This is a genomic window from Myxococcus sp. CA023, from assembly GCF_010998615.1.
In the GTDB taxonomy this organism is placed as follows: Bacteria; Myxococcota; Myxococcia; order Myxococcales; family Myxococcaceae; genus Myxococcus.
This window is the reverse complement of the sequence record NZ_JAAEAH010000017.1, coordinates 63,610-85,512: the sequence shown is the minus strand read 5'-3', so window position 1 is coordinate 85,512 and position 21,903 is coordinate 63,610. Positions and strand designations below refer to the sequence as shown.

The following is a 21,903-nucleotide window of genomic DNA, read 5'->3' as shown; positions in this document are numbered from 1 at the left end:
AGGACGATGGGCGCATGACAACGAGGGCACCGCGGCGATGTTGGACGGGCACGAGCCATGCCTGGTTTCTATCATCCGGCCCTGCACTGCTGCGTCAGAGATAGTTGCCGATGAACCACGGCAGCCGCTCGCCCAGCTTCTGCAAGAGCCCGCGCCGCTTCCACCCGCTCCAGTGAATTTCTCGCGAGTGGCGTAAATCTTTCTCAAAAGACGCGGCGAGCTGTGCCGCCAGCGCCGGGTCCTCCACCACCACCGAGCACTCCTCCAACGTCGTCAACGCCAGCGGGTCCATGTTGGTGGAGCCCACGACGGACAGGGAGTCATCCACGAGCATCGTCTTGGAATGCATCATCGACAGCTCGTACTCCCAGATGCGCACGCCGCCCTCCAGCAAGCGCGCATAGGACGCCCGCTGCGCCGCGTTCACGGGCCCGACGTCATGGTGCCGCCCGGGCACCAACACCCGCACGTCCACGCCTTGCTTCACCTTCTCCAGCAGCATGTCACTGATGGCGTCGGAGGGAATGAAGTAGGAGTTCGCAATCCAGAGCCGCTCCTGCGCCGCCGCGATGGTGAGCAACGTCATCCGCCGCGCGTCCGACAGGAAGCGGTTGTCCGTGCTGGCCACGAAGCCCGCGCGCGCATCCCCCGCGTAGCGAGGCTCCGGGAAGTCTGTCGCCGGCAGGAAGTCCCCACCCGCCTCCTGCCAGTTCTGGGCGAAGGCGACCTGCATCTCCCGCACGGCCGGGCCCTCCACGCGGATGTTCATGTCGCGCCAATAATCCGCGCTCTGCGCATTCCCCATCCAGCTCTTCCAGATGCCCCAGCCGCCGGTGATGCCCACCTCGCCATCCCGCACCACCAGCTTCCGGTGGTTCCGCGCCCGGAGGCGAACCGCATCCAAGGCCACGAAGTCCCCTTGGATGGGACGGAAGTAGCGCGCGTCACAGCCGCTGGCCGCCAGCGCGGGCGTCACCGCCTCGAAGTTGGCGCTGCCCAGCGGATCCACGAGCACGCGGCACGCCACCCCGGGCCGCCGCGCCGCCAGCGCCCGCACCAGCCGGTCCGACGGCTCACCGGGCCGCCAGATGTAGCTGGTGATGTGGATGCTGGTACGCGCGGCGAGAATCTCCTCCTCGATGGCGTCGAAGATGAAGCCGTTCTCCACCAACTCCACGCGGTGCCCTGGCACCAGCGCCACGCCCAATGACTGGAAGAACGCGAGCGAGCGCGCCTCCGGGCTGCTCCCCGGCAACGCGCGCAGGCGCAGGTCATGCCGGTGATTGGGGGCGGGACACCCGGCGGCAATCAACACCATGGGCACGAGCCAGGCGAGCTTCACCGCCGGAAACTAAGCGCCCATGGCCCGCGGCGCACCTGCCGATGTCTCACACAAGACACCCCGAGACGCGCGGCGGGTACATCTCCACCGTGAGGGTGGAAGCCCCCGCCCCGCGTGCGCACCTTCGGGACACACCGCGTGTCGCCATGCCCAACGTGCCCTCACACCGACGTCCCATCACCGCGTGCACGCTGCTGCTGGGCTGCCTGCTGTCCGCCTCGAGTCACGCGGAGGCCGCGGACGCACCGCTGCGCGACACGCCACCTTCTGAAACACGTTCCAGGTACCTGGACACGCCCGCCACCCCGTCACCGGAAAGAGCAGCCGTGCCCACGTACATCGAACCGGAGGACGTCCCGCTCCCCAAGGGCGCATGGGTGGCGCACGGCTGCCTCGCGCTGCTTCCCGTAGCCGGCGTCTGGGGCGCCGGTCGCGTGGGTGGGGACACGCGCGTGGCTGCCACCGCGGCGGAGACGGCGGCGGGAATGCTCCTGGGCGCCATCCCCTCGCGGCTCCTCTTCTTCCGTCCCGCGGCACCCAGCCCGGGGCGGTGGATGGAATTGGAGACCGTGGCCTTCGGCGGCGGCTTCGTGCTGACACCGCCGTTGACGGCGCTCGGAACATGGGGCCTGGGCGAGCTCGCCTTTGGCAAGAGTCACCATCCGGGCCGCGCCTACCTGGGCGCGCTCGGCGGCGCGGCCCTGGGCACGCTGCTGGGCATCATCGTCCACGAAGCCCTGGTGAAGTTGTCCAAACCCAGCGCCCGCTTGAAGAGCGGCCGTCAACTCGTCGGCCTGGGATTCATCGGCGTGGGCGCGACGTTGGGCTATCAATGGGCAGGCGGCGGACCTCGCCCAGACGGACACACGAGATAGTTCTGCTGCGTCTGTTTTCACACGCACGCGTTGTGCACCGCCCAAGTCCTTGCAGTCTCAGACGCGGCGCGTGTGACACGCGGCGCATTGTGATTGTCAGACCCGGGTTCCACACTCCGCCGCGCTGTACGGACACCGCTGTTGGAGAGACCGCAATGACTGCTCGCAAGCACCTCCGAATCGCCGTCGTCCTCACCGCCGCCGCCGCCGTGCTGGGCCTGGGAATCACCATGACGCCGGCCACGGCCGTCGCCGACGACTGCCAGCCGCCCTGCTACAAGCACCCCATCACCGGTGAATGGATTTGCGGCACCCCGTGTCCGTAGTCCCCGGACACACGTGCTGAAACACCTGGGGCCTCTTCCGCACCGCGCGGAGGAGGCCCCGTTTCATTCCCAGCCACCCTGCGGCACCGGCGTGCCGTCAGTCCGTCCGCATGGCCTCCACGGGGTCCAACTTCGCGGCGCGCGCGGCCGGGTAGATGCCGAACAGCAGGCCCACGCCGCTGCTCATGGCCAGCGACAGCATCACCGCCCAGGCCGGCACCTGCGCGGGCAGCCCCACCATCCACTTCGCCAACTGCGCCAGGCCCATGCCCAGGCCCACGCCCAACGCGCCACCCACCAGCGACAGCACCACCGCCTCAATGGCGAACTGCGCGAGGATGCGGCGCTTCTTCGCGCCCAGCGCCTTGCGGATGCCAATCTCCCGGGTGCGCTCCGTCACCGCCACCAGCATGATGTTCAGGATGCCGATGCCGCCCACCAGCAGCGACAGCATGCACACGCCGAAGCTGGCCGCGGAAATCACCTTCGAGATGTTGTTGAACATCTCCGTGGCGCTCTCGTTGGAGAACACGAAGAAGTCATCCTCCTCCAGCGGCTTCAGGTTGTGGCGCCGCCGCATCAGCAGCGTCACCTCGTCCTGCGCGCGCTGGAGCACCTCCGCCGACTGGGCCTGGACGCTCACCCGGTAGTTGCGCACCCCGAACAGCGCCTTGTAGACGGACAGCGGCATCATCACCTGGTTGTCCTGGCTGCCTCCGCCCATGAAGCTGCCGCGGCGCTTGAGGGTGCCAATCACCAGGAAGCTGCGCCCCAGGATGCGGATGTTCTGCCCCAGGGGCTGCACGCCTGGGAACAACGTGTCCGCCAGGTCCTGACCAATCACCGCCACGCGGCGGCCGTCCAGGTACTCCGCGTCCGTGAAGGGCCGCCCGAACTCCACCACCACCGAGTTCGTCTGGAAGTACTCCGGCGTGCCGGCCCAGATGACCACATTGGCGCGCGACTCGCGCTGCTGCGTGGACACCTTCTGTCCACCCTTGGAGTCCTCCGCCGCCGCCAGCAGCACCGACGGCTGCAGCCGGATGGCCTCCAAGTCGCCCTCGTTCAGCCGGGGCCGCCGCGCCAGCTCCGCCAGGGACAGGTTTCCGCCAAAGGGCAGCCGCTGCACCTGGAAGCAGTCGGAGCCCAGCTCGGACATGCTCTCGTTCACCTGGATGCGCAGGCCCTCGATGAGCCCCATCATCGACACCACCGTGGTGGCGCCAATGACGATGCCCAGCAGCGTCAGGAAGGAGCGCAGCAGGTTGGAACGGAACGTTCCGAACGCCAGCCGCAGGGTGTCCCAGATTGCCATCATCGCCGCCGTCTCCCGTCCGTCACTCGTGGCGAAGCGCTTCCACCGGGTCCAGGTTCGCCGCCCGCGCCGCCGGCCAGATGCCGAACAGCAGCCCCACCATCGCCGCGAACCCCACGCCAGCCACCACCGTCAGCGGCTCCACCGCCGCCGCCAGCGGCGTAATCAAGGACACGATGCGCGCCAGTCCCAGGCCCACCACCGTCCCCAGGGTGCCGCCCAGGGCGGACACGCAGGAGGCCTCCATCAGGAACTGGAGGATGATGGTGCGTTTGCGGGCCCCCAGCGCCCGCCGGACGCCAATCTCCCGCGTCCGCTCGCGCACCGAGACCAGCATGATGTTCATGATGCCGATGCCGCCCACCAGCAGCGTGATGAGGCCCACACCCATGGCCGCGCCATAGAGCGCCCCGGTGAGCTGCGCGTACATGCTGGCCAGTTGGTCCGGCCGGTTGATGGCGAAGTCATCCGGCAGCCCCGGCGGCGTGTTGCGCTCCCGGCGGAGCACCGCGGTGAGCTTGTCCACCACCGCTGGCGCATGCTCCGGCGACGTGAGGGCCACCGCGATGTTGGGTGAGCGCTTCTTGCCGAAGTGCGCCAGGAAGGTGCGGAAGGGCACCATCACCACCAGGTCCTGGTTCTCTCCCAGGATGGTGCCCTTGGCCTCCAGTGTTCCCACCACGCGGAAGGGCTTGCCCTCGAAGAGGATGCGCTGCCCCACCGGGTTCACTCCGGGGAAGAGCGAGCGCACGAGCTCCGCGCCGATGACGGCCACCTGCGCCCGGTTGTCCACGTCCGCGTGGGTGAGGAAGCGGCCCCGCTCCAGGGTGAACGAGCCCACCGTGGCGTAGTCCGGCGTGGTGCCCACCAGCAGCACCGAGCCGATTTTGCGGTCCAGGAAGCGGCCCTCCACGCGCTCGAAGAAGAGCGGCGCCGCGGCCAGCACGTGCTCGGACGCGTTGAGGATGGGCGGCACCAGGTCCGCGCTCAGGTCCTTGCGGTTGCGGTACGACCACCAGTCGCCGTTGAGCGTCCAGGGGAACTTCGAGATTTGGAGCGTGTTGGCGCCAATGCTCGAAAGCTGGTCCTCGAAGGAACGGTTGATGCCCTGGATGATGCCGACAATGGCCAGCAGCGTGCACACGCCCACGCCAATGCCCACCGTCGTCAGCACGGTCCGCAGGCGGTTGGAACGGAGCGAGAACAGCGCGATGCGCGCCCCCTCCCACACATCGACCCGGATGCTCACGTCAGATTCTCTCCGCTGCGTTGCACGTCGCGCTGGTTGGTACGGGCCCCGGAACGGGTGATTGCACGCGACATTCCCTCGGTGCAAATCCAGTGTGCTGGAAATCCGTCTGGGACCCCGCGCGAGGCCGTCCTCGGCCCGCCAGTGTAGGTGTCCCACTCCCAGGACGTGCTGGCCCCCACACCCGGCATGCACCCGTGTGGCCGCGCTGGCCTCCACGCGAGGCGGGAACGGAAGGCCGCTGGGACACCGCGCCAGGACGGAGGCACGGTGTCCCGGGCCTAATGTCTACGGGACCACGGTCACGGAATCGCCCTGGATGCGGACGTTCAGGATGGCCTCGTTGGGGAGCACGTCCGCTTCCTCGATGATGTCCTGCTCATCCACGCCCACGCGCAGGGAGTACGTGCCGTCCGTCAGGTCGGTGATGTCAATCCACTGACAGGGGATGTCGGCGACGTAGATGTCCGTCCAGCCGGCGGAGATGCTCATCCGGTCGAGCGAGAGATGGTAGGGCGCCGCGTCATCGCACTGGCGCTGGTAGTCGATGAGGTAGAAGCCCTGCTTGCGGCCCTCCACGACTTCGTTGCCCTGCGCGTCCCGCAGCGCGTACTGGGCGAAGTTGGTGAGGTGGTCATGGCCGTGGCACTCGTCCCAGATGTAGAGGTCCGGCCGCTCGTCCCAGCCGGGCACCACGGCCGCCGCCGAGCCCAGGTTCTGGATGGAGGTGCTGAAGCGCAGCAGGCGCCGCTCACCGGGCGCGGGCACGCAGCCCTCCTGTATCTCGCAGGAGTCAGCGGCGAAGGTGCGGCGCTCCACGTACAACGTGCGGGCCAGCACGTCCGCGTCCACGGCGAGGTCCGCCTTGCCGTGCTCCGGGTCCAGCGTCAGGCCACATCCCGCCACTTGCGGCAGATACGGTGCCGTCGCCGGCTCCGCGGGCACCTGGCCACCACCGAGAATGACGACCCGGCCCGCCGGCCCGTCGACGAGCCCCGCCGGGGGCGCCATGCCCGCCACCAGGTCATCGAAGCCGTCGCCGTTCAGGTCTCCCGGCGCGATGACGGCGAAGCGGTGGAAGCCTTCGTACCCCTGCGGCAGGACGTCCGCGCGGGGCCAGGACCACACGGGCTTCAACGCCGAGGAGACCCCTTCCGCCGGTGAGTAGAAGTACAGCCGCCCGTCGGAGCCCACGACGAAGTCCTGGCGCTGGCCGTCTCCGTCCACGTCCCCCACCGCGGTGATGGGTGAGCCGAAGTTCGCGAAGACGGGGTCGCCCATGGCGGACCACGTGGGGGCGGAGGCATAACCGCCGCCCGCCTCCGACAGGTGGAGCCGCACCGTGCCACCGCCCGGCCCCGTGAAGCGCTCCGGCACCCCGTCCCCATTCACGTCCGGAAAGAGGCTCAGCGACTGGCTGTCCACCGTCCAGAAGGGCTGCGCCGCGAGCCCACCCTCACACGGCCCGGGACTGTCGGACTTGCAGCCAGGCACCAGTGAATAGCCATCCCCCATCGAACTCGACAGCACGAGGTCCTGTGCACCATCCCCGTCCACGTCTCCCGCGCGACGGACGGAGCCGGTGTAGAGCGGCTCCGCGCGCTCCACCAGGGTGAAGGGCCCTCCCGGCGCGCCGGGCGTGGCCAGGAAGACGGACACCGCCACTCCCCTCACGCTGGCCACGTCATCCAGGCCGTCCCCGTTGACGTCCGCGAAGACGGCGTTGTTGTACACGCCGCCGCCGGGCACCACGAACGCGGGCTCGGTGAAGACGCTGGCCAGGTCCGCCTGGCCCTTGAAGACGAGCGCGCCGTATTGGCCGGAGACGAGCACGTCCGCGAAGCCGTCCCCGTCCACGTTGCCCGTGGACACCGTCATCCGGTTGCCATTGGTCCTCGAGTTCGCGTTGCGCCAGTCCATCACCGCCGTCACGCCCTGCGTGGAGAAGTACGGCGCCTCGCCCGCGAAGAGCGACACCCGGCCAGGGTCTCTCGTGAGCGGACGACACGGGGGCGCGGCGACGACCAGGTCCCTCTGGCCATCGCCGTTCACATCGCCTAGCGCGATGGAGCGGCCGAAGCAGCCAGTGGCGTGCGAGGGGTCGTGCTCCGCCTGCCAGAGCGGCACCTCGGAGAGGAGCGTGCCTCCGTCCCCGGCTCCCGCGTCTGGTGCCCCCGCATCGGGCGCGCCTGCGTCGGGCTGCCCGGCATCCGGCGTGCCCGAATCGGGGTCCCCCGGCTCCACGGGGTCATCACATGCGCAGAGTGAAACGGCCAGCAGCGAGGTCAGGGCGACAGCGCGAATGCGTTGCATGGAGTGTGGTCCGGGAAACGCGTCGCGGGCCGGTCCCTCGCGACGTCTGGGATTGGACGTCCGCAGCGTAGACCGTTCACTTCACCCAGCGCGAAGTGCTTGCCCGGTGCGGGGCATCTCCCGGCGCGCGCCCTTGAGGCGCCGGAACGGGCGCAATCTTGCCGCCGCACGGGAACATGTGGTGCCGCAAAGGGGCTCTGCCGGTGGCCGTCTGATAGGAACGTCCCCACCTTTCCCCTGGCGCCCCCTGACCCGGGAGCCACCGCGACACATGGCCCCGTCCGCCGCTCCCGCCACCGCCGATGCGCCGCCCGCCTTCCCGGCGTTCACGCGCTCCCAGAAGGTCTTCACCCTGCTGGGCGCGGTGCTGGGGCTATTGCTCGCCGCGCTGGACCAGACGATTGTCGCCACCGCGGGGCCGGCCATCCAGGCGGACCTGCGAATCCCCGCCTCGCTCTACCCGTGGCTCACCACGTCGTACTTCGTCGCGTCGACGACGATGGTGCCCGTGTGGGGCAAGTTGTCGGACCTGCTGGGCCGGCGCGCGGTGTTGGCCTCAGGCATCCTCATCTTCCTCACGGGCAGCTTCCTGTGCGGGGTGGCGCGCTCCACGGTGGCGCTCATCCTCTTTCGCGCCGTGCAGGGGCTGGGCAGCGCGGCGCTGTTCACCGCCGCGCTGGCGGTGGTGGCCGACCTCTTCGAGCCCCGTGAACGCGGCAAGTACCAGGGCCTCTTCGGCGCCATGTTCGGCCTGTCCAGCGTGGTGGGGCCGCTGGCCGGTGGGTTCATCACCGACCACCTGGGCTGGCACTGGGTGTTCTTCATCAATCTGCCCGTGGGCGCGGTGGCGCTGGCGCTGGTGCTGTCGCGCATGCCGCGGCTGAAGCCCCAGCGTGATTCCCGAGGCGGGCTGGACCTGGTGGGGGCGTTCGCGCTCGCGGTGGCGCTGGTGCCGCTGCTGCTGGCGCTCAGCCTGGGGCAGACAGACGGCGGCGACTGGGCCTGGGCGTCGTGGCGCATCCTGGGACTGTTCGCACTGTCGGCGGTGGGCCTGGTGGCCTTCCTCTGGGCGGAGCGGCGCGCGCCCGAGCCCCTGCTCGACCTGACGCTGTTCCGCCTGCGGGCCTTCAGCGCGGGCAACGCGGCGGTGTTCATCGTCGGCGGTGCGTTCCTGTCGGGCATCGTCTTCCTGCCGCTGTTCATGGTGAACGTGGTGGGGCTGTCGGCGACGCGCTCGGGGCTGACGGTCATGCCGCTGACGCTGGGCGTGGTGGCGGGGAACGTGCTGAGCGGGCAGCTCGTGTCCCGGGTGGGCCGCTACAAGGCGTTGCTGCTGGGCTCGCTGGTGCTGCTGATGGCGGGCTTCGCCGTCATGGCCTTCACGCTGACGCCGGACTCCACCCAGGCGGAGGTGACGGCGAAGATGGTGCTGGTGGGCCTGGGGCTGGGGCCCTCGATTCCGCTCTACACGATGGCCATCCAGAACGCGGTGCCGCCGGACCAGATTGGCGTGGGCACGGCGGCGGCCACCTTCTTCCGGCAGTTGGGCATGACGCTGGGCGTGGCGCTGCTGGGGACGGTGTTCGCGTCCACGCTGTCCTCGGAGCTGGAGGCGCGCATGGCGCAGGCCACCTCGGCGCTCCCGGACTCCGTGAAGGCCGAAGTGACACGCGCCGCGCCGGGCGTCAGTGGCGAAGGCGGGCCCTCCGGGCAGGTGTTCCGCGCGGATGAGGTGAAGGCGCGGGTGCGCGCGGAGTTCGACGCCGAGCGGCGCCGTGCGGAGACGGCGGCCGCTCCCGAGGCCCGGGCGAAGGTGGACGCGGACGAGCGGCAGGCGCTGGCGGCGGTGGACGCGGCGGACCGGGCGCTGAAGATGGCGTTCACTCGCGGCGTCTCCGCCGTGTACCACGTGGCCCTGTTCATCGCCGGCGCGGCGCTGCTGGTGACACTGTTCCTTCCGGAGCAGCACCTGCGCCGCAAGCGCCGGCGCCTCGAGTCACGTGCCAGCGCCCCGGAGCAGTAGAGTCGCGGCATGGCTCACGACGCGGAACAGCCACCCGCGCTCACGGACGCGGAGGCCGCCGAGCGCATCCACGCGCGCTTTCCCTCGCTCGCGACGGCGCGGGTCGTCCGCCTGGGGGAAGGCACGGACCATCAGGCCTTCGAGGTGGAGGGGCGCTACGTCTTCCGCTTCCCCAAGAGCGACGAAGCCGCCGAGCACCTGAAGTGGGAGGCGCGCCTGCTGGCGTGGCTCGAGCCCCGGCTTCCCCTGCCGGTCCCCAACTACCGTTTCCTCGCGCACCCTGCCGCCGACCTCGCTGCGGGCTTCGCGGGCTACGAGAAGCTCCCAGGGACGCCCGCGCTCCTCGTCGAGCCCGAGCGGCTGGACTTGTCGGACCTCGGCCGCAGGCTCGGCGCCTTCCTGGGAACGCTCCATGCGCTCGACCCCGCAGAAGCCGATGCGCTCGGCGTGCCAGCGGACGACGACCCGGAACTCGAAGCGTGGTCGGCCGCCGCCGTGGACGATTTGCGGCTCGCCGTCGAACACAGCCATGTGGAACCGCACCGGGCGGCGGACTGGGAGCAACGGCTCAGGGTGCGTCCCACGGAGGGACGTGGCGCGCCCCGGTTGGTCCACGGCGACTTCGCCGCGGAGCATGTCCTGGTCGATGCCCACGGTGTTCCCACGGGGGTCATCGACTGGAGCGATGCGTGCGTCGCAGACCCCGCGAGGGATTTCGCCGGACTGTTCCACTGGGGCGGAGCGCCCATGCTGACCGCCGCGCTGGAGACGTATGGCGCGGTCAGCCCCGCCGTCCTCACACGGGCGCGGTGGTTCGCCGCCTGCCGCGCGGTGGCCGACATCGCCTTCGGCCAGACTCAGGGACGGCCGGAGTACATCACCGCCGGGCAACGGGCGCTCACTGGACTTGGGGAGCACCCGCCCTTCGACGCGTAACGCGCGGCTCAGGAGCCGCTGCAACGAACCTGGATCGGGTGGCTCTCCAACACCACGCACTCGCCGCTGCTGCACTTGAACAAGTCACAGATTTCCGGGGACTGGACACAGCGGACCTCGGGGCCCGCGCCCAGGTTGAACGAGGCGCACGTGAGCCCGTCAGGACAGGCATTCTGCTCCCCGGTGCATGCCGGGCCGAGCACCTGGCCTTCCTTCAACGACAGTTTGGACCCAGTCCCCGTGGGCACCTCGCCCTCGGAGCCGCGACAGCCCGCCAGGAGGAACGCGGCGATGACCCACTTCAGCCCCGGAACACGCTTGCCCTGCTTCATCATGAATGTCCTCCCACCTGCGATGGCGCAAGCACGGATAAAGCAAGACATACGCCATGAGGCGTGGCGACAGCACACCCCACGGCGTCCAACGTCGTCCGCGCGACGTTACTCGCGGAAGAGGGGCAGTCCTTCGCGGATCCGGTGGAAGACCTCTCCTTTGTCGAGCCGTCCATCCTCGTCTGCGTCGAAGACGTCGGCGACGAACAGCTCGCGCAGGCGCGCGTTCACGCCTTCTCCATGGCCCTGCTGATACGTATCGATGTCGAAGTGATGTTCGGCGTGGACCGAGGCGTCGACGCCGTGGTCGTCCTCGATGACGACGCGCGCGTGGATGGCTCCGGCCGACAGCACATGGTCATTGTAATAGCCGATCACCACGTCTCTTGCGTGGACGTCGCCCCGGACATTGAGTTCCCCGTCCGTGTACAACGCATGGCAGCGCACGTCGCCCAGCACGTTGATGAGCGAGTCATTGCCGCCATCCTGCAGGACGCCGTGAACGATGAGGTTGCCCGTCACGGCGAAGGGCTGGCCGATGTCGAGGTGCCCGTCCACCTCCAGGTCCCCGTGGTGGAAGAACGGGCGCTTCAGGGACAGCGGGCCCTGGAGTCGGACGTGCCTGGGGGGCGCGTCGAGCACGCCGCCCAGCGCGGCGAGGTGGGCCAACGACTTCTCGGGCTCACCGTGGCCGTGGAGACCGGTGGCGAACTCCTGGGCGGAGCCAACCTCGTGCGGGAAGTCGCGCACGCTGTCCGGTGCCGCGGCGCGCAGCGCGGACAGGTCGAAGGGGAACGGCGCGAACGGATCCTCGCTCCGGGCGAAGGGGACGCGGGGCTGACCTCCCGCGCGCTCCAGCAGGGCGATGAGGGCGGCGAACGCCGCGATGCGGTCGCTTGCCTTGAGCCAGGGATTCGCTCGCGCACGCAAGGCGACACCGAGCGGGGTCCGGCCGAGCCCATCGAGGACGTTCACCTCGGCGCCCCGGGCGAGCAGCAACTCGGCGATGGACACCACCCCGTTGGCGGCGGCCCGGTGGAGCGCGGTGGCGTCAATGGCGTCGCGGGCGTCGATGGGAGCGCCCGCGTCGAGCAACTCCCGGTAGAGGCGTGGGCTGCTCATGCGGAACACAGCGGCGCGGGCGTCCTTGACGTCGGACGGCACCTTCGCCCCCGCCGAGCGGAGCAGTTGGATGATTTCGAGCGCGCGTTGGTCCTGCCCAGCGTCGTCCTTGTCGTAGGGCAAGGCTCGCAGGAGCGGCGTCTGGGCGTGGTCGTCGAGCGTGTTCGAGTCGGCCCCCGCTTCGAGCAGGATCCGCACCACGTCGACGCTGGGGAGCGGGTGCTCTCGCTGGTAGGGCGCGAGCACGGCGAAGTGCAGCGGCGTGGAGCCGTAATCCCCTCGGCCGTGCACATCCGCGCCCTGGGACAGCAGGTCCTTCACCCGCTCTGGGGTCAGCTCCGCCCTCCAGCGCTTGCGGTCCTGACAGAGGGAGAGCAGGGCCTGGGTCGCGGTTGCCTTCGCGTCAGTCGACATGGCCGGGCATCAGAACAGCAATGCCGGCCATGCCCAAGCGTCACGGCGCCCCTCGGAAATCCGAGGGGCCGCCCGGCAGCACCTCTCAGTTCCCTGAGGTCTTCGACTGCTGCGCGGGCGCCGGGGCCGGAGCGGGCCCGCGAGGTGCCGGCGCCTCGGGACGCGTGAGCGTGCCGGGCATCTCCGCCAGCGCGTACGTCATCCACGCCACGGCGGCGGTGCTGCGCGCCAGGTCCTGGGGGTCCACCTTGTCCAGCGTGTCCGCCTCCGTGTGGTGCACGTCGAAGTAGCGGCTGCTGTCCACCTCCACGCCGAAGAAGGGCACGCGCGCGGGCATCAGCGGGCTGATGTCCGCCCCACCCGCCTCGCGCGCGGAGAACTGCGTCACGCCCAGCGCCGTCAGCGGTGGCAGCCACGGGCGCAGCAGGTCCTGCCCGCCCTCGCCCGCGCGCACGCTGACGCTCACGGGCCGCCCGCCGCCCGCGTCCATCTCCAGCGCGCCCACGTGCCGGGGCAGCTCCGCCGCGTGCGCCTCCGCGTAGGCGCGCCCGCCGCGCAGGCCGTTCTCCTCATTCATGAAGAGCACCACCCGCACCGTGCGCCGGGGCGCCTGCGGCAGCTTCGCGATGAGGCGCGCGGCATCCATCACCATCACCACGCCCGCGCCGTCGTCATGCGCGCCCGTGCCCACGTCCCACGAATCCAGGTGCGCGCCAATCAGCACGATTTCCTGCGGCTTCTCCCGGCCGCGAATCTCCGCCACGACGTTGGAGGAATCCGCGTCCGGCAGCTCGGAGCTGCCCAGCATCAGCTTCACGCGCACCGGGCCGGCCGCCAGCAGCCGGTGGAGCAGGTCCGCGTCCTCCGTGGCCACCGACGCCGCCGGAATCCGCGGCCCCTCACTGGGGAAGTTCGTCGCACCCGTGTGCGGCGTGCGCAGCGACGCCGTGGCCAGCGAGCGCACCAGCGCGCCCACCGCCCCGTGTTTCGCTGCGGCGGCGGGGCCTCGTGAGCGCAGCCCCGCGAAGCGCCCGTAGTCCGCGGCCACCGTCATGGTGTGGTTGAAGAAGACGAACTTCCCCTTCACCGCCGCGCCCAGCGACTCCAGTTGCTCCAGCGACGTCACCTCCACCACCTCGGCGGTGAGTCCCTCGGGCGCGGTGGGTGGGCTGCCGCCCAGGGCCAGCAGCGCCAGGGGGTGCCCCCGCGTGCGCTCGGAGGCCAGCACCTCGCCGGACGCCTCGCCTCGCACCCAGTGCGGCACCTTCACCGGCTCCAACCACGCCTTCACCCCGTCGGCCTTGAAGGACCGCAGCGCCCACTGCACGGCGGCCTCGGCGCCCGGCGAACCCGACAGGCGCGGGCCAATGCCGTCCGTCAACTCGGCGAGCCGCGCATAGGCATGGCCATCCGTAAGCGCGGGCCCAATGAGCTTCTCGGCGGTCGCCTGCGCGTACACGGGCGCGGCGCGCTTCGCGGTGGCGGTGGGCTTCGCGGGGGCGGCCTTGGGCGCCGACTTCGCGGCGGGTGCGGCTCCCGACATCAACTGGAGCGCGAGGGAAGCGGGCAGGATGAAGGTGGCGACGGGCAAAGGTCCTCCAGGGGAGGCGCTCACTCTCCGTCGAGCCCCTGGGCCTCGCAAGCGACGGTGAGCGTCACCACCGCCCGGAAGCGGACAACGCCCGTGCGTCATGCAGGCATGGAACCAAGCGGCGGAGCGAGAATCCCAGGGGCCACCGCGCGCCGAGAGGGGGAACGCGGCGCGCGGGGCTCAACTGGGACTTCCACGACGGTGTCGCTTTTGGGGGAGGCAATCACCGCCGCCGCGTCTCACTCCGAAGAGGAAACGTGGACGGCATGTTGAAGGGTGGGCGAGCGCCCGTCAAGCACGCCCCCCCTCCGAGCCCATAATCGAACATTCACACCCGGTGAACACAGACGATTCCACTGTCACTGTCCAAATCAGGCAATTCCCGAGGGCAGCCACCGGAAGGCGGGCATCCCGTGCGGGGCGTGTTACAGGCCGGACAGAGGTACGCGCATGCAATCCACCCTGACCCGGCGGCCCCAGGCGACGGCATTCAGCATCGAGGACCTGCTGGACCGCGTCCGGCGCGGCGAGGTGCGTCTCCCCCACTTCCAGCGGCCCCTGCGCTGGGAGGCCGGCGACGTGAGGGATTTGCTCGACAGCGTGTACCGCGGCTATCCCATCGGCACGCTGCTCTTCTGGAAGCGCGAGGCCCCCGCCGCCAGCGTGAGCTTCGGCCCGGTGCGCATCGACGCGCCCTCCCACAGCCAGGCGCTGTGGGTGGTGGATGGGCAGCAGCGCATCACCGCGCTGGCCGCGGTGCTCCTCCACCCGGAGCAGGAGCCCGCCGCGCGGGACGGCTTCACGCTCTTCTTCGACCTGGACACGCAGGAAATCGTCCAGCCCGCGCACGGCGAGCCGACGCCTCCGCACTGGCTACCGCTCAACCGGGTGCTCGACAGCGAGCAACTGCTGGGCTGGCTGGACCGCTACCCGGGGCGCGAGAAGAACCCGGAGCACGTGCGCGCGGCCATCCGTCTGGGCAAGGCGGCGCGCGAGTACCAGATGCCCGCGTACGTCGTCGAAGCCGCGGAGGAGAAGACGCTGCGCATCATCTTCAAGCGGCTCAACACCTCCGGAAAGCCGCTCACTGACGACGAGGTCTTCAACGCGCTCTACGGCGGCACCGCGGGCTCGCGGCTGCCCAACCTGAAGGCGCTGGCCACCAGCCTGCTGGAGCTGGGCTTCGGCCGCATCGATGAATCCCTGCTGCTCAAGGCCGTGCTCGCGGTACTCGGCCTGGACTTCACCCAGGACTTCCAGAAACAGCTTCGCGAGGAGGACGACCTCACGCAGACGCTGCTCCAGACGGAAGCGGCCCTGCGCAGCGTCATCGTCTTCCTCAAGCGCGACGCGGGAATCCCACACGGGCGCCTGCTGACGAACCCGCTCTACTTCGTGCTGCTCGCGCGCTTCTTCCACCTGCACCCGGAGCCGTCGCCGCGCACCCGGGATTTACTCTCGCGCGGGTTCTGGCGCGGTAGCCTGGTGGACAGCTTCCTCGACAGCCGGGCCCTGTCGCCGCAGGAGTTGCTGGCCGCCATCGGCCCCGACGAAGAGCAATCCGTCCAGTCCCTGCTGGCGCAGGTGCGGCCCCTGTCCGACGAATGGCTGGCCCAGCACGCGCAGCCCGCGACGTTCGGCCTCGCGCTGCGCTCGCGGGGCATGGCCCTCAATGCCTTGTACGCGCTCCAGCCGCGGCACCTGCGCACCGGCGCCCTGCTGGAGCCGTCCCAGCTCTTCAGCGACACCGACCCCGCCAGCCTCAGCCCCGTGCTCAAGTCCCTCACCGTGCAGGAGCCCGACGCCGAGCTGAAGCTGGACCCCGCGCTGTACCGCTCCTTCCTCTACACCCCCGCCAACTACCTGATGCACCCGCCCCTGCCCGGCCAGCCCCTGCTGGACGTGCTGCGGGACGAGCCCGCGCCGCCCCCCGAGGTCCTCCAGAGCCAGGCCATCACCCCCGCCATGCGCGACACGCTGCGCGAGGGCGGCACGCTCGAATTCCTCATGCAGCGCATGGAGCTCATCGATAGACACATCATCGAGTTCCTGCGGGCCCGCACCCGCTACGAGGAGTCGGACCGTCCGTCCCTCCAATCGCTGGTCGTCGAGGAGGAGGACTGACTTGGAGCCCACCCGCACCACGGCCGGAATCCTCGACGTCCACCTGGGCGACGTCCACGTTGGCACGCTGACGCTGCTGGAGGACGAACGCATCGAGTTCGTCATCGCGGAGGAGTACCGCCAGCGCTACCCACGCCCGGTGCTGGGACAGATTTTCGAGGACGACCTCACGCGCCGGCACGTCAGCCGCCTGCGCCTGCCTTCGTTCTTCTCCAACCTGCTCCCGGAAGGCACGCTGCGCGAGCTCATCGCCGAACGCGAGCAGGTGGCCCGCCAGCGCGAGTTCTTCCTCATCGCGCGGCTGGGTGAGGACCTGCCCGGCGCCATCGTCGTGCGTCCCGCCAGCGTGCTGTCGCTCAGTGGCCTGGAGCCGCTGGAGGAGACCCAGACGCCCAACGCGCCGCAGGAGCAGGAGCCGCTGCGCTTCTCGCTGGCCGGCGTGCAGCTCAAGTTCTCCATGCTGCGCCGGGACAAGGCGATGACGCTCCCGGCGGGCGGACGCGGCGGCAACTGGATTGTGAAGCTGCCGGACAACCGCTACGACCGCGTCCCGGAGAACGAGTTCTCCATGATGACGTGGGCCCGCGCCGCCGGCATCACCGTCCCCGAGGTGGCGCTGCTGGACGTGGCCGACATCCAGGGCCTGCCCGAAGGCATCACCCTGCGCGAGGACGTGGCCTACGCCGTGCGCCGCTTCGACCGCCCCGAGCCCGGCCGCCGGGTCCACATGGAGGACCTGACGCAGGTGCTGGGGCTGTACGCGGATGAGAAGTACAAGAAGTACAACTACGAGACGGTCGCCAACGTCATCTACAAGGTCGCCGGACTGGACGCGCTGCACGAGTTCCTGCGGCGGCTGGTGTTCATCGCCGTCATTGGCAACGGGGACGCGCACCACAAGAACTGGTCGCTGCTCTACCCGGACGGCACCCGCGCCACGCTGTCACCCGCGTACGATTTGGTGTCCACGCTCCAGTACATGCCGGCGGACACGCTCGCGCTCAACTTCGCGAAGTCGAAGCGCTTCGAGGACATCTCCCTGGGCAGCTTCGAACGGCTTGCGCGCAAGCTGGCGCTGCCCACCAGCGACGTGCTGCCGGTGGTGAAGTCCGCGGTGGAGGCGTCGCTCGACACCTGGTCCTCGCTTCACGCGCAGCTGCCCCTGCCGGAGGAGAGCCGCCGCCGCATCGAAGCCCACTGGAAGCGCGTGCCCCTGCTTCAGGGGCAATGAACCGGAGCCCGCCATGAGCGAAGACGCCTTCTTCACCGTCTATGACGGCCTGCCCCGTCACGGCCCTGGCAGCGACGACTGCACCCGGGAGGCCCTGCGACGGCTGCCTCCGCTGCCACCGAACCCGCGCGTGGTGGACCTCGGCTGTGGCGCGGGCGCGCAGACGCTGGTGCTCGCCGAGGCGCTGCGCACCCGGGTCATCGCGGTGGACCTGCACGGGCCCTTCCTCGACCAACTCCAGGCACGGGCGCGCGAGCGGGGCCTGGACGCGCTCATCGAAACACAGCGGCAGGACATGGGTGCGTTGTCGCTGCCCGAGGCTTCCTTTGACCTCCTCTGGTCCGAAGGCGCCATCTACCACCTGGGCTTCGGTCCAGGACTGCGGCGCTGGCGCCCACTGCTCGCGCCCGGCGGCCTGGCTGCCATCACCGAATGCACCTGGCTGACCGATGAGCGCCCCGACGAAATCGCGCGCTTCTGGGGTGAGGTCTACCCCACCATGGGTACGGTTTTGGAGAACCGCGCCGCCGCGGAAGCCGCGGGCTACGAGGTGCTCGACACCTTCACCCTTCCCGCCTCCGCATGGTGGGACACCTACTACACGCCCCTGCTCCAGCGCGTCGCACACCTGCGCGCCCACGGTGATGCGTCATTGGAAGACGCGCTCTCGGCCGCCGAGCAGGAGACCCGCCTTTATCGCCAGTACGAACACACCTACGGCTACGTGTTCCATCTGTTGCGCAACCCGTCAGCGCTTTGACTCCGCGTACGAGCGACCCCATCCATAAAATCAGGACATGCAATTTTTCCACAAATAGTGTCTATGTCCTGGAAAGCGCAAAGGCGTCTACGAACACCTCGCATGCCATGACCCGGCCTTCCCCCCAAGCCGGCGTTGGCTGCGCCCTGGCAACCCAAGGGAAGCATGTCGACCGAGCAGTGGGCCCACCGCTTCTTCGAGCTGTCCACGGAGCCCTACGTCATCCTGGGCCGTGATGGCGTGTTGCTCGAAGCCAATCCTGCTTTTGGCCACCTGGTGGGCCTGTCTTTGACGTCACTGCGTGGCATGGCCTTGCAGGATTTCATCCCCATCGAAGACGCCGCCGTCCTGTTCGCGCATCTGGGTTCCACAAGCCCCACCTCGCGCACCTGCCGCTGGCGCCGGCCGGATGGGTCCTGGCTGCCTCTGTCCTGGCGCATCACCGCCGCTTTGGAGTCGGAGCCGCTCTACTGCACGGTGCAGCAGGCTGAGGAACCATCCGCCGCCCCCTGGCCGGAGAGTGACTACCTGCCCTTCGGCCTCTACCTGGTCGACATCCGCACGCGCCGGGTCCACTACGTCAACCACCGCTTCTGCCAACTGTGGGGCATCACCGCATTGGAAGGCGCCATCCAGCGGGGTGAGGTCTCCCATGACGAGGTGATCCACCACTGCCTCAAGGCCGGCGACGCGGCGGAGTTCCTGCGCCTGTGCGCGACCCCGGACCAGGGCTGCGCGCCGGGCCTGGTGGAGGATGAAGCCACCCTGTCGGATGGACGCACCCTGCGCAGGCTGTCCACGTCCTCCTCGGTGGCGGGGGACGCCATGCGCTACCGGATGTTCGCGTTCGAGGACGTCACCGAGCGCAAGCGCACGCAGGAGGCGCTGCGCCGTTCAGAGGAGAGCTTCCGCAGGCTCATCGACCGGGCGCCCGAAGGCATCTTCGTGCACACCCAGCGGCGCTTCATCTACGCCAACCCCACGCTGCTGCGGGCCCTGGGCTACGACGACCCGGCCGAGCTGATGGCCAAGCCCATCTGGAGCATCGTCCATCCGGATGACCTGGAGCTCGTGAAGGACCGCGTGCACACCGCAGCCGTGAAGGGCGCGCTGGCCCCGCTGCGGGAGGTCCGCTACCTGCGGCGCGACGGCACCTGGTACGACGCGGAGAGCGTGGGCATCCCCATCGAGTTCAACGGGCACGAGGCCGTCGTGGTGATGGCGCGCGACATCACCGAGCGCAAGCAGGCCCAGTCGCAGCTCTTGCAGAACGACCGCATGGTGCTGGCCGGAACGCTGGCGGCGGGCGTGGGGCACGAAATCAACAACCCGCTGACCTACGTCATGGCCAACCTGGCCTCGGCCCTGGAGTCCGTGAACCGCCTGGGCGCGGAGCTGACGCGGGCCGGAGAGCGCGGCCCCAGCAGCGTGGCGTGGCCCGCGACGCTGCATGACACGGAGGCCCTGCTGAAGGAGGCGCAGGAAGGCGCCATGCGCGTGCGCAACATCGTGCGGGATTTGAAGTTCATCTCCCGTCAGGACGAGGAGCGGCGCGAAGCGGTGGACGTGCGGCAGCCGTTGGACTTCTCCATCAACATGGCCGCCAGCCAGCTGCGCCACCGGGCGCGGCTCATCAAGAAGTACGAGTCCGTCCCCCGCGTGTACGCGGACGGCTCGCGCCTGGGCCAGGTGTTCCTCAACCTGCTGGTGAACTCGGCGCAGGCCATTCCCGAAGGCAACGCCGAGGAGCACCACATCACCGTGTGGGTCCGCGCCGGGCCGCCGGGCAGTGTGCTGGTGGACGTGAGCGACTCTGGCTGCGGCATGACGCCCGCGGTGCTCTCTCGCATCTTCGACCCCTTCTTCACCACCAAGCCCGTGGGCAAGGGCACGGGGCTGGGGTTGTCCATCTGTCACAGCCTCATCCGCAAGCAGGGCGGTGACATCACCGTCCGCAGCGAACTGGGCCAGGGCACCACCTTCACCGTCACCCTGCCCACGGCGCCGGACGCCGTCCCCACCCAGGCCGCGCCGGTGGCGTCCGCGCCCCACGCCGAGCGGCGGGGACAGGTGCTGGTGATTGACGACGAGCCCGCGGTGGGCCGCTCCCTGGCGCGCATCATCGGCATGCGGCACCGGGTGACGGTGGTGAACAACGGCGAGGACGCGCTGGCGGTGCTGACGTCGGGCGCGCCCTTCGACGCCGTCTTCTGCGACCTGATGATGCCGGGCATCTCCGGCATGGACGTCTACGAGCGCGTCCGCGAGCGCGGGGATGGCATCGCCGAGCGATTCATCTTCATCACCGGCGGCTCGTACACCACGCGGGCCCGTCAGTTCCTGGAGCGCGTGCCCAATCTACAGATTGAGAAGCCCTTCGACGTGGAGTCGATTCATCAGGGCCTGGGACAACTCCTGGGTGCCTCTCGTGGTAGCGAATGACGCCGGGCGTCCTCCCGGCCCAACTGTGAAAGGAGTCCTCGGGTGATTGACGGCAACTTCGTCATCGATGCGGTGACACACGCCTACAACCTCCATCCCACGAACTACCGCGCCGGCAAGTACGCCGAGTCGCTCGCGGGACTCATCTGGGGGCTGCACAGCGGACTGTCCGGGGACACGCACCGCGTCCCCACGGCGGAAGGCTTCCTGAAGAACTGGTCCGTGAAGGAGCTGGCGCACCTGCTCTTCGTGGAGAGCGGCGTCGACCTGGCGGTGCACCACGTGCTGCCGCTCCAGACGCTGTACCACGACGGCCTGTGCTCCTATGAGAAGACGCTGGAGATTCACCGCAACTATCCCCACCGCTTCCTGGTGTACGCGGGCGTGGACCCGCTGCGCGGCACGGCGGCGCTGGATGATTTGGAGCAGCAGTACGAAACGCTCAAGCCCAGCGGCCTGAAGCTCTACCCAGCGGCGTGGCTGGGCGACAAGTTCCGCCACACGGGCTGGCGCATGGATGACCCGAGCATCGCCTTCCCGCTCTTCGAGCGGGCGCAGAAGCTGGGAATCAAGAACATCGCCGTGCACAAGGGCCTGCCCATGGGCGCGGTGCCGCTGGAGGCCTACAAGGTGGATGACATCGGCGGGGCGGCGGATGCCTTCCCCGACCTGAACTTCGAAATCGTCCACGGCGGCATGGCCTTCCTGGACGAGACGGGCATGCAGCTGTCGCTGTTCCCCAACGTGTATGTGAACCTGGAAGTAACGGGCGCGCTCATCGTGAAGCGTGAACGCTGGTTCGCCGAGTCCCTGGCGGCGCTGCTGAAGTGGGCGGGCCCGGAGAAAATCATGTGGGGCTCCGGGACGGTGTTCAGCCACCCGCACCCGGCGCTGCACAAGTTCTGGCATGAGTTCCAGCTGCCGGACGACCTGGTGCAGGTGGCGGGCATGCAGGTGACGCCGGACGTGAAGCGGATGATTCTGGGCGGCAACTACGCGCGCTACGCGGGCGTGGACGTGGAGGCGGTGAAGAAGAACATCGCCAACGACAAGTTCGCCAAGCTGAGGGCGCGCGGCGACATCCAGCCGTACGGCTACCGGGAGAGCCTGTATGAGTGAGCAGGCCCTGCGCGAGTGCATCCAGGACATCCCCGACCCGTGCAGCTGCGCCACGGGCGTGCCGCTGGGCATCGGGGAGATGGGGCTGATTGAGTCGGTGAAGCGCACGGAGGGCCAGGTGACGGTGCGCCTGCACATCACCTCGCCCATGTGCATGATGGCCGCCTACTTCATGCGGGAAATCGAGCAGCGGTTGCTGACGGTGGAAGGCGTCACCGCGGTGAACGTGGAGTTCGACCACGACCTGAAGTGGACGCCGCAGGACATCGAGCCGGAGGCCCGCCAGCGGCTCGCGGCCAGGCGCATCACCATGCTGGGTGGCCGCCTGCTGCCCCAGGACTCGGCGCAGCGCCGCTCCTGAGGGGTGCTGCGGCGCTGGCGGGAAGCAC

The 21,903-nt window shown here is 69.5% G+C and carries 17 protein-coding genes; 10 read left to right on the top strand and 7 right to left on the bottom strand.

The window, feature by feature from the left end; genetic code table 11:
• Positions 1 to 94 precede the first annotated feature (94 nt).
• Positions 95 to 1,342 carry a phosphatidylserine/phosphatidylglycerophosphate/cardiolipin synthase family protein gene (locus F8M74_RS10045; RefSeq protein ID WP_141255444.1) on the bottom strand — a complete coding sequence of 416 codons (1,248 nt, stop codon included), beginning with the start codon at positions 1,340 to 1,342 and terminating at the stop codon, positions 95 to 97.
• A gap of 146 nt (positions 1,343 to 1,488) precedes the next feature.
• Between F8M74_RS10045 and F8M74_RS10040 the strand changes: the two genes are divergently transcribed.
• Both F8M74_RS10040 and F8M74_RS10035 read left to right on the top strand, forming a co-directional pair.
• Positions 1,489 to 2,217: a hypothetical protein gene (locus F8M74_RS10040; RefSeq protein ID WP_228559655.1), complete on the top strand. Its 729-nt coding sequence runs from the start codon at positions 1,489 to 1,491 to the stop codon at positions 2,215 to 2,217.
• A 155-nt stretch (positions 2,218 to 2,372) separates the two neighbouring features.
• Entirely contained in the window at positions 2,373 to 2,543 is a 171-nt protein-coding gene (locus F8M74_RS10035) for a hypothetical protein (protein WP_163884368.1), read from the top strand.
• 97 nt (positions 2,544 to 2,640) lie between these two features.
• On the opposite strand, the gene F8M74_RS10030 is transcribed toward F8M74_RS10035, so the two are convergent.
• The 3 genes from F8M74_RS10030 to F8M74_RS10020 all read right to left on the bottom strand — a co-directional run bounded on the left by F8M74_RS10030 (position 2,641) and on the right by F8M74_RS10020 (position 7,420).
• Positions 2,641 to 3,861 carry an ABC transporter permease gene (locus F8M74_RS10030; protein ID WP_141255442.1) on the bottom strand — a complete coding sequence of 407 codons (1,221 nt, stop codon included), beginning with the start codon at positions 3,859 to 3,861 and terminating at the stop codon, positions 2,641 to 2,643.
• 19 nt (positions 3,862 to 3,880) lie between these two features.
• Positions 3,881 to 5,107, bottom strand: coding sequence for an ABC transporter permease (locus tag F8M74_RS10025; RefSeq protein WP_141255441.1), 1,227 nt, complete (start codon positions 5,105 to 5,107; stop codon positions 3,881 to 3,883).
• Positions 5,108 to 5,395: 288 nt separating this feature from the next.
• The gene (locus tag F8M74_RS10020; RefSeq protein WP_171410203.1) at positions 5,396 to 7,420 is read right to left on the bottom strand and encodes a lysyl oxidase family protein; all 2,025 of its coding nucleotides are present in this window, start codon (positions 7,418 to 7,420) and stop codon (positions 5,396 to 5,398) included.
• Positions 7,421 to 7,691: 271 nt separating this feature from the next.
• Between F8M74_RS10020 and F8M74_RS10015 the strand changes: the two genes are divergently transcribed.
• Both F8M74_RS10015 and F8M74_RS10010 read left to right on the top strand, forming a co-directional pair.
• The gene (locus tag F8M74_RS10015; protein ID WP_141255440.1) at positions 7,692 to 9,443 is read left to right on the top strand and encodes an MDR family MFS transporter; all 1,752 of its coding nucleotides are present in this window, start codon (positions 7,692 to 7,694) and stop codon (positions 9,441 to 9,443) included.
• 9 nt (positions 9,444 to 9,452) lie between these two features.
• Positions 9,453 to 10,379, top strand: coding sequence for a phosphotransferase family protein (locus F8M74_RS10010; RefSeq protein WP_141255439.1), 927 nt, complete (start codon positions 9,453 to 9,455; stop codon positions 10,377 to 10,379).
• Between the two features lie 8 nt (positions 10,380 to 10,387).
• On the opposite strand, the gene F8M74_RS10005 is transcribed toward F8M74_RS10010, so the two are convergent.
• The 3 genes from F8M74_RS10005 to F8M74_RS09995 form a co-directional block, all read right to left on the bottom strand.
• Positions 10,388 to 10,714, bottom strand: a complete 327-nt coding sequence (locus F8M74_RS10005; RefSeq protein WP_141255438.1) for a hypothetical protein — start codon at positions 10,712 to 10,714, stop codon at positions 10,388 to 10,390.
• A 105-nt stretch (positions 10,715 to 10,819) separates the two neighbouring features.
• A complete protein-coding gene (locus tag F8M74_RS10000) occupies positions 10,820 to 12,247 on the bottom strand; it encodes an ankyrin repeat domain-containing protein (RefSeq protein WP_141255437.1) in 1,428 nt (475 codons plus the stop codon).
• Positions 12,248 to 12,332: 85 nt separating this feature from the next.
• Positions 12,333 to 13,838, bottom strand: a complete 1,506-nt coding sequence (locus tag F8M74_RS09995; protein WP_141255436.1) for a M20/M25/M40 family metallo-hydrolase — start codon at positions 13,836 to 13,838, stop codon at positions 12,333 to 12,335.
• Between the two features lie 450 nt (positions 13,839 to 14,288).
• Here F8M74_RS09995 and F8M74_RS09990 point away from each other — a divergent pair, with 450 nt between their 5' ends.
• The 6 genes from F8M74_RS09990 (at position 14,289) to F8M74_RS09965 (ending at position 21,875) form a co-directional block, all read left to right on the top strand.
• A complete protein-coding gene (locus F8M74_RS09990; RefSeq protein ID WP_141255435.1) occupies positions 14,289 to 15,962 on the top strand; it encodes a DUF262 domain-containing protein in 1,674 nt (557 codons plus the stop codon).
• A gap of 1 nt (position 15,963) precedes the next feature.
• On the top strand, positions 15,964 to 17,193 hold the full coding sequence (locus tag F8M74_RS09985) for a type II toxin-antitoxin system HipA family toxin (RefSeq protein ID WP_141255434.1): 1,230 nt from the start codon (positions 15,964 to 15,966) through the stop codon (positions 17,191 to 17,193).
• A 13-nt stretch (positions 17,194 to 17,206) separates the two neighbouring features.
• A complete protein-coding gene (locus F8M74_RS09980) occupies positions 17,207 to 17,953 on the top strand; it encodes a class I SAM-dependent methyltransferase (protein WP_141255433.1) in 747 nt (248 codons plus the stop codon).
• A 165-nt stretch (positions 17,954 to 18,118) separates the two neighbouring features.
• Positions 18,119 to 20,395, top strand: coding sequence for a PAS domain S-box protein (locus F8M74_RS09975; protein WP_171410202.1), 2,277 nt, complete (start codon positions 18,119 to 18,121; stop codon positions 20,393 to 20,395).
• 42 nt (positions 20,396 to 20,437) lie between these two features.
• Complete coding sequence (locus tag F8M74_RS09970) at positions 20,438 to 21,514, top strand: amidohydrolase family protein (RefSeq protein ID WP_141255431.1); 1,077 nt, start codon at positions 20,438 to 20,440, stop codon at positions 21,512 to 21,514.
• Entirely contained in the window at positions 21,507 to 21,875 is a 369-nt protein-coding gene (locus F8M74_RS09965; protein ID WP_141255430.1) for a metal-sulfur cluster assembly factor, read from the top strand. Before F8M74_RS09970 ends, F8M74_RS09965 begins: the two co-directional genes overlap by 8 nt.
• Positions 21,876 to 21,903 lie beyond the last annotated feature (28 nt).

Coding starts and splice junctions, on each gene's coding strand:
- F8M74_RS09990 (WP_141255435.1), top strand. CDS start 14,289: ATGCAATCCACCCTGACCCGGCGGCCCCAGGCGACGGCATTCAGCATC.
- F8M74_RS10030 (WP_141255442.1), bottom strand. CDS start 3,861: ATGATGGCAATCTGGGACACCCTGCGGCTGGCGTTCGGAACGTTCCGT.
- F8M74_RS10035 (WP_163884368.1), top strand. CDS start 2,373: ATGACTGCTCGCAAGCACCTCCGAATCGCCGTCGTCCTCACCGCCGCC.
- F8M74_RS10015 (WP_141255440.1), top strand. CDS start 7,692: ATGGCCCCGTCCGCCGCTCCCGCCACCGCCGATGCGCCGCCCGCCTTC.
- F8M74_RS10010 (WP_141255439.1), top strand. CDS start 9,453: ATGGCTCACGACGCGGAACAGCCACCCGCGCTCACGGACGCGGAGGCC.
- F8M74_RS10040 (WP_228559655.1), top strand. CDS start 1,489: ATGCCCAACGTGCCCTCACACCGACGTCCCATCACCGCGTGCACGCTG.
- F8M74_RS09980 (WP_141255433.1), top strand. CDS start 17,207: ATGAGCGAAGACGCCTTCTTCACCGTCTATGACGGCCTGCCCCGTCAC.
- F8M74_RS10020 (WP_171410203.1), bottom strand. CDS start 7,420: ATGCAACGCATTCGCGCTGTCGCCCTGACCTCGCTGCTGGCCGTTTCA.
- F8M74_RS10000 (WP_141255437.1), bottom strand. CDS start 12,247: ATGTCGACTGACGCGAAGGCAACCGCGACCCAGGCCCTGCTCTCCCTC.
- F8M74_RS09965 (WP_141255430.1), top strand. CDS start 21,507: ATGAGTGAGCAGGCCCTGCGCGAGTGCATCCAGGACATCCCCGACCCG.
- F8M74_RS10005 (WP_141255438.1), bottom strand. CDS start 10,714: ATGATGAAGCAGGGCAAGCGTGTTCCGGGGCTGAAGTGGGTCATCGCC.
- F8M74_RS09975 (WP_171410202.1), top strand. CDS start 18,119: ATGTCGACCGAGCAGTGGGCCCACCGCTTCTTCGAGCTGTCCACGGAG.